Annotated in this window: 7 protein-coding genes; 4 read left to right on the top strand and 3 right to left on the bottom strand. The window is 58.6% G+C overall.

Features of this window, described 5'->3' with window-relative positions:
- A partial coding sequence (locus tag AB5405_RS08515) for a helix-turn-helix transcriptional regulator (protein WP_368138189.1) occupies window positions 1-178 on the bottom strand: 178 nt, incomplete at its 3' end.
- 141 nt (window positions 179-319) lie between these two features.
- Between AB5405_RS08515 and AB5405_RS08510 the strand changes: the two genes are divergently transcribed.
- From AB5405_RS08510 to AB5405_RS08495, 4 genes are all read left to right on the top strand, one after another.
- Window positions 320-1,057: a tRNA (N6-threonylcarbamoyladenosine(37)-N6)-methyltransferase TrmO gene (locus AB5405_RS08510; RefSeq protein WP_368138188.1), complete on the top strand. Its 738-nt coding sequence runs from the start codon at window positions 320-322 to the stop codon at window positions 1,055-1,057.
- Window positions 1,058-1,168: 111 nt separating this feature from the next.
- Window positions 1,169-2,383, top strand: a complete 1,215-nt coding sequence (locus AB5405_RS08505; protein ID WP_368138187.1) for a MalY/PatB family protein — start codon at window positions 1,169-1,171, stop codon at window positions 2,381-2,383.
- 144 nt (window positions 2,384-2,527) lie between these two features.
- Entirely contained in the window at window positions 2,528-3,397 is an 870-nt protein-coding gene (locus tag AB5405_RS08500; protein ID WP_368138186.1) for a substrate-binding periplasmic protein, read from the top strand.
- Window positions 3,394-5,586 (top strand): hybrid sensor histidine kinase/response regulator, encoded by a 2,193-nt coding sequence (locus AB5405_RS08495; RefSeq protein ID WP_368138185.1) that lies wholly within the window; start codon window positions 3,394-3,396, stop codon window positions 5,584-5,586. Before AB5405_RS08500 ends, AB5405_RS08495 begins: the two co-directional genes overlap by 4 nt.
- Before the next feature lie 69 nt (window positions 5,587-5,655).
- Here the strand turns inward: AB5405_RS08495 and AB5405_RS08490 are convergent, their stop codons facing one another.
- A complete protein-coding gene (locus tag AB5405_RS08490) occupies window positions 5,656-6,135 on the bottom strand; it encodes a pyridoxamine 5'-phosphate oxidase family protein (protein WP_368138184.1) in 480 nt (159 codons plus the stop codon).
- Between the two features lie 42 nt (window positions 6,136-6,177).
- A partial coding sequence (locus AB5405_RS08485; RefSeq protein ID WP_368138183.1) for an ATP-binding response regulator occupies window positions 6,178-6,864 on the bottom strand: 687 nt, incomplete at its 5' end.

The following is a 6,864-nucleotide window of genomic DNA, read 5'->3' as shown; positions in this document are numbered from 1 at the left end:
GAGACAAGGGTTCTCCGGTTACGGCTGCAATGAGCTTCATCATGTCGATGCCCGGTGTGACCTCGCCACGCTCCCAACGGCTGACGGCTTGGCGTGTGACGAAGAGCTTGGCGGCGAGCTGCTCCTGGGTAAGGTGATGGGCGCGACGGACGGCGATGAGCTTTTCTGCAAAGGCCATAGCGGCTCCTTTCTGCTGGTTGATGGCTTAAGCATACGCGGCAGCAGGTGCCCTTCCAAGCAACCGTTGGTTGCACGACGGAGGACCGCGGCGAAGAATTGCGCGCAACGCCCCACGCCTCCATGCCGTACAATGACCGGCATGGAACCTATTGCACACATACATACCGACCTGCCGCAGAAGTTCGGCATTCCGCGCAACAGCTTTTTGGCGCCTCATCTGCAGGGACGCATCGTCTTTGAGCCGGAATTTGCCTCCAACGCAGCGGTTGAGGGCCTGGACTCCTTCTCTCACCTATGGCTGCTGTGGCGCTTCGAAAACGGAACGCCCGGCGGCACGGCTAAGGACATAGCTGCCGATGCCAAGACGCAGGACAGGTCCGGCACCAATGCCAAGTGGTCGAAAACTGTGCGCCCGCCGCGTCTGGGCGGAGCCGAGCGCGTGGGCGTCTTTGCCACGCGCAGCCCGTTTCGCCCCAATCCTATCGGACTTACCTGCGTAAGGCTCGATCACGTTGAGCTCACCGACGATGGCCCCATCATCCATGTGCTGGGGGCCGATCTGCGCGACGGCACGCCCATCTACGACATTAAGCCCTACATTCCGTTTGCGGACTGTCACCCGGATGCGACCGGCGGCTGGATTGAGGATGCTCCGTGGCAAGAGCTCGACATCGAGTTCCCGCAGACGCTGCAGGATATGGTCCCGCCCACAAAGCTCCCCGGCCTGGTCGAGGTCCTTCGCCAAGATCCGCGCCGCGCGGGCAGCAAGCACGAGCCAAACCGCGTTTACCACTTGGCTTACGCCGGGCTCGACATATCGTTTACGGTCGACGGAGCCAGGTTGACGGTAACCGCCATCAACGACGCGCGGGACTAACCCGCCATCCGTCCGTATCCGTCAAAATCAACAGCAAACCCCATGCCAAAACCGCCCACGCTGGTGGACAATAACGCCTACCAAAACAATCACTTCGCACGGGAGCTCAGCATGAAATACGACTTTAGCTCGCTTATCGACCGCCACGGCATGGACTCCATCGCCGTTGATTCTTGGGGTGAGATCCCCGGCATGGCTCCAAACGCACCCGACGAGGGCTTCGATCGCATTCCCATGTGGGTGGCGGACATGAACTTCGCCACGGTGCCCACGGTCCAGGAGCACATCATTCAGCGTGCCCAGCACCCCATGTTTGGCTATTTCAATCCGCGCCCCGAGTACTTCGACCGCATCATCGAATGGCAGAGCCGTCGCAACGGCGTTGAGGGCTTGGCGCCGGAGCATATCGGCTACGAAAACGGCGTGCTGGGCGGTGTCGTGTCGACGCTGCGTGCGTATGTTCAGCCGGGCGATGCGGTGCTGGTCCACAGCCCTACCTACATCGGCTTTACCAAGTCCATTGAGGCCGCGGGCTATCACATTGTCCACAGCCCGCTTAAGCTCGACGATCAGGGCGTGTGGCGTATGGACTTTGAGGACATGGAGCACAAGCTCGCCCAAAACCACATCCATGCTGCGGTGTTCTGCTCGCCGCACAATCCCTGCGGCCGTGTATGGGAGCGCGACGAGATCGAGCGCGCCATGGACATCTATCGCCAGCACGATTGCGTGGTGATATCGGACGAGATTTGGTCCGATATCATCCTGCCGGGGCACAAGCATATCCCGACGCAGTCGGTGAGCGAGGATGCCCGCATGCGCACGGTCGCCCTCTATGCGCCGAGCAAGACGTTTAACCTGGCGGGCCTGGTCGGCAGCTACCACATTGTCTACAACGGGACGCTGCGTGACCGCGTGTGCGCCGTGTCCAACAAGACTCACTACAACGAGATGAATGTCCTCTCCATGCATGCGCTTATCGGTGCCTACCAGCCGCAGGGCTATGAGTGGGTGGACGAGCTCAATCAGGTGCTTGCCGGCAATATCGAGTACTTCTGCAATTACGTGGACGAGCATTTTGAGGGCGTGTCCTATTCGCGTCCGCAGGGCACGTACATGGTGTTTCTGGACTGCACCGAGTGGTGCCGCGAGCATGGCCGCGATATTCAGTGGTTGCTCGACGAGGGGGCGCGCGTGGGCGTTGGCTACCAAGATGGCCGTCCGTTCCACGGGCCCTGCCACATTCGTGTGAATCTGGCGCTGCCGCTTTCGCGCGTGAGGGAAGCGTGCGACCGCCTGGACCGCTACGTTTTTAATGCACGGTAGGTGTGCGCTGCATGCGGGACCTTCTGCCAAGTCGGCTGGAAGGCCCCGCATGGTAGAACGTCTGTAACCATTGGGCACTCGCGTGGTTTCGTTTGCTATTATCTTTAACCATTTCAGTCTGTAAACAGGATCGTCTGGAGCTCGATGAAAAGACCCCGTCGCTCGGTTGCCATATCGTTGTTTGTTGCGCTTGCGGTAGCGTGTGCCTTTGTCGTAGCGATAGCCGGCTGTTCCGGGTCGAATGGCAGGGCCTCGACGTCTGCATTAGAAGGCCTGGACGCCTCGCAGGCCAAAGACGACAACCTTAAGACGCTCAACGTCGGCAGCGACCTCTATCCACCGTTTGTGTATACCGACGAGTACGGCGATATCGTTGGCCTGGATGTCGAGATATTGACCGAGGCTTTGGCCCGCATTGGTTACAAGCCAAAGTACCAGCTGATCGATTGGGAAAAGAAGAACGAGCTACTGGCGAGCGGCGAGCTCGATTGCGTCATGGGCAGCTTTAGTATGACGGGTCGCGAAAACGAGTATCGTTGGGCCGGCCCGTACCTTGCGAGCCGCCAGGTGGTCGCGGTCGATCCCCAGAGCGATATCTACACGCTTGCCGATCTTGAGGATAAGGTCGTGGCGGTCCAGTCCACCACCAAGCCCGAGGACATTTTGCTCAATCATACAAATGAAAACGTTCCGCAGATCAAAGAGCTCTACTGCTTTTCGGACCGCTCATACCTGAACCCGGCGCTCGTCGAAGGTCTGGTCGACGCCATCGCCGCGCATGAGTCCTCGCTGCTCACCTACGAAAAAGACTATGGTGTGACGTATCGCATTTTGGATGAGCCGCTGCTAGAGGTTGGTTTGGGCACCGCTTTCGATATCAATGATACGCGCGGCATCGACGTTAAACTCACCCGTGCCTACCAAGAAATGCTTGCCGATGGCACCATGGAACGTCTGGTGTCAAAGTACTTTGATGACCCTTCGCCATTTTTGAATATGGAGGGCCTGTCATGATCGATGCGCTCGACCACGCCGTAGAGGAGCGGGGCAATCGTTCGACAGGGGCATGGCTCCTTGTCGCCCTGCTGGGGATAGCGCTCTCGGTTGCTGCCGGCATGATGAGCTACGGCTACACGGCAGCTCAGGCCGAGCAGCGCTTTGCCGACGTTGTCGATTACGTGGCGACGCAGAGCCTTTCCTACGATGCATTCAATAGCGCCTATACGACCAAAAACCTGATTCGCGTTATGGAGATCGCCGGAGAGACAGCGCGCGATATGGAGCGCGACGGTTCGGTGGATAACGCCATGCTGGAGCAATATGCCGACCAGTTCAACGTGAGCGCACTGATCGTGACGGACGCATCGGGCAATTTGGTGTCCGAGTCCTCGACGGATGGCGTGGGCTATGAGTCACTCGCTACGTATCTCAAGGAAGCACCCGTGCTGGAGGTGGCAGCCCATCCGCTTAAGTCCTATACCGCCCGCATTACGCTTTCGGATGATTCGGTTGCAGACATTGGTTGCGTGACCCGACAAGATGGCGAGGGCATCGTTATCGCGGTCAGGCATCAGAGCGCGAAGGCAGTTGCAAGCAATACGCTCAAACTGCAGAGCTTGCTCGGTGGTTATGAGACCATCGACAGTGGCAATATCGTAATCGAAAGCGATGGCAAAGTCGTTGCGACCAATGCCGTTGAACCCACCATATTGGGCGTATTCAATCTGCCTGCAACGGATGTCTTTATTGTCGACGGTATTAAGGATCGATGCCTGCCCGGCAAAGTCCGACTGGTCAACGCCAGCGGCGAGTGGTATTTGGGCACATTTGGAAAAGCGCGCGGGTTCTACGTGTACACCTATGCCTCGGCACAGCGCTACTTTGAGGTCGTCGCGGCTGTTGCTGCTGGCGTGCTGGTGCTCTACAGCGGTGTTATAGCCGTTGTTGTGATGGTGCGTCGCCGCGCTGATCGTCGACGTTTGACGGACTTGCTGCAGCAGGAGCGCGACTATGGTGACAGACTGGCTAGGGCAGCGCGTGAGGCTTCGTCTGCCAACTCGGCAAAGACGGAGTTTTTGCGTCGCATGAGCCACGACCTGCGCACGCCCATCAACGGCATTCGCGGCATGGTCGAGGTCGGCGATGCCAATGCGGACGATCTGCAAAAGCAGACCGAGTGCCGCTCAAAGATCTGGACGGCATCGGGACTGCTGCTCGACCTTGCCAACGAGGCCCTGGATATGAGTCGCCTGGAGAGCGGGCAAATCGATCTGGAGCTTATTCCCACAAACTTGGTGACCCTCAACCACGAGGTGCGCGATATTCTGGAGCGCCAGGCCGAGGAGCGTCTGGTGACAATTATCTGCGACCAGCAGACGCTTAATCATCCCTATGCGCGGGTGAGCGTGACGCACCTCAAGCGCTTGTTGCTCAATATTGCCGGCAATGCCGTCAAGTACAACCGCCAGGGCGGCTATGTTCGCCTGGTGTGCCGCGAGGTGGAGCCAGCGGATGGCGTCCCCGTCTATGAATACACGATCGCCGACAACGGTATTGGCATGAGCGAGGAGTTCCAACAGCGCCTCTACGAGCCGTTTTGCCGTGAGGGGCAACAGGTGGAAGGCGCTTCATCGGGAACTGGCCTGGGCGCGCCTATCGCAAAACAGTTGGTCGAGCTTATGGGCGGGACCATGAGCTTTACGAGCGTCTTGGGGCAGGGGACGACGTTTACCATCCGCCTGCCGTTCGAAAAATGCAAGCGCTCCGAGATTCCTCAGGCTGTGCGCGTGGACGCGGGAGACGGCGATGCACTCCAGGGCTTGCGCGTTTTGCTCGTAGAGGATAACGATCTGAATGCCGAGATCGCGCAGTTTACGCTCAGCCGTGCCGGTGCCGTCGTGACACACGCTAGGGATGGTGAGTCTGCCGTCGAGATGTTTGCCGCGAGCGTGCCGCACGAGTACGACGTGGTGTTGATGGACATCATGATGCCGGGCATCGATGGCCTCGAGGCCACACGTCAGATTCGAGCACTCGATCGCGAGGATGCCGCGACCACGCCGATTATCGCCGTGAGCGCCAACGCCTTTGCCGACGACCGCAGGCTTTCGCGTGAGGCGGGCATGAACGCGCACCTGAGTAAACCCGTGAGCTCGCAGGAGCTCATTGAGGCGCTTGCGCACATAGCCGCCGACGCTCTATAAGCATATGGCCTGGTTCCAAGGTGGGTTGGAACCAGGCCATATTGTTATTGATGAGGCCTGCTGAGGGGCTTACTTTTCCTGAATCTGCTTGCCGCAGAGATGCTCAATCGTAATCTCGTAGAGCTGGACGCCCTTAATGTCCTTGGCGATTTCCTCTTCGACTTCCTCGGCGGAAGGGTAGTACTTAAGGGCGAGCTGGCGGACTTTGTCTTCGATAAACGCGGGAGTGTCGTTCGCCAGGCGACAGCGGCCAAAGACCACGGTGCTCATAACGTAGGGAGCCCAGTCACCGTCCTTGTACCACTCGTTGCCGTAAACGGTAAAGCAGACCTTGTCATCGCGCTTGAGTGCGTCGACCTTGTGGCCAGCCTTGGCGCCATGGAAATAAATCTTGTCGTGCTCGGCATCGAAGAAGTAGTTGACGGGAATGGCGTACGGGTAGCCATCGTCGCCGTTGACGGCAAAGACACCGCGCTTGCAGGCAGCGAGCAGTTCGCGCGCTTCCTCGTCGGTGATGGCGCGTTTCTTTCGACGCAAGGGCCTAAACATCGTTGGCTTCCTTTCTGGTCATGCGTGGTAGTTGAGCACAAACTATAGCGAAACGGATCCGTTTTTCTTGATGCGGGCGAGTATGTTTTTGAGCTTGTTAAAGTCGAGCGGTTTGGACAGGTGGGCGTTCATGCCGGCGTCGTGTGCCGCCTTGGCGTCCTCGGCAAAGGCATTGGCGGTGAGCGCGATGATGGGGATATCGGCTGCATCGACCTTCTCGCTCAGACGAATCGCGCGGGTTGCCTCGTAGCCGTCCATGTCCGGCATCATAATGTCCATCAGGATCGCATCGAAGCTGCCGGCGGGATGAGACAGGTACAGATCGACGACTTCGTTACCGTTGACGGCGCGGGTGACCACGACGCCCTCGGATTCTAGCAGCGTCTGGGCAATCTCGGCATTCAATTCGTTGTCTTCGGCGAGCAGCACGTTCATGTCGGCGAGCGAGCAGTCGAGCGCCCTCTCGACCGTATTCGCCCGCGCCCGGGGGTTCTTGTCGATATCGAGCGGAATTTCCACGTAGAACGTGGTGCCCACATGGAGTTCGCTGGTGACTTCGATGGTGCCGCCCATCAGTTCAATAAGCGACTTGACGATTGGCATGCCCATGCCGGTTCCTTGGAACTTGCTGCGCGCATCGTCACCTTCTTGGGCAAACGGCTCATAGATATGCTTTAAAAACTCGGGAGCCATGCCAATGCCGGTATCCGAAACGCTAAAGCAAAAGAG

The sequence above is a fragment of the Collinsella aerofaciens genome (genome assembly GCF_040920445.1).
Classification (GTDB): domain Bacteria; phylum Actinomycetota; class Coriobacteriia; order Coriobacteriales; family Coriobacteriaceae; genus Collinsella; species Collinsella aerofaciens_BH.
This window is presented reverse-complemented; position numbering and strand designations above follow the sequence as displayed.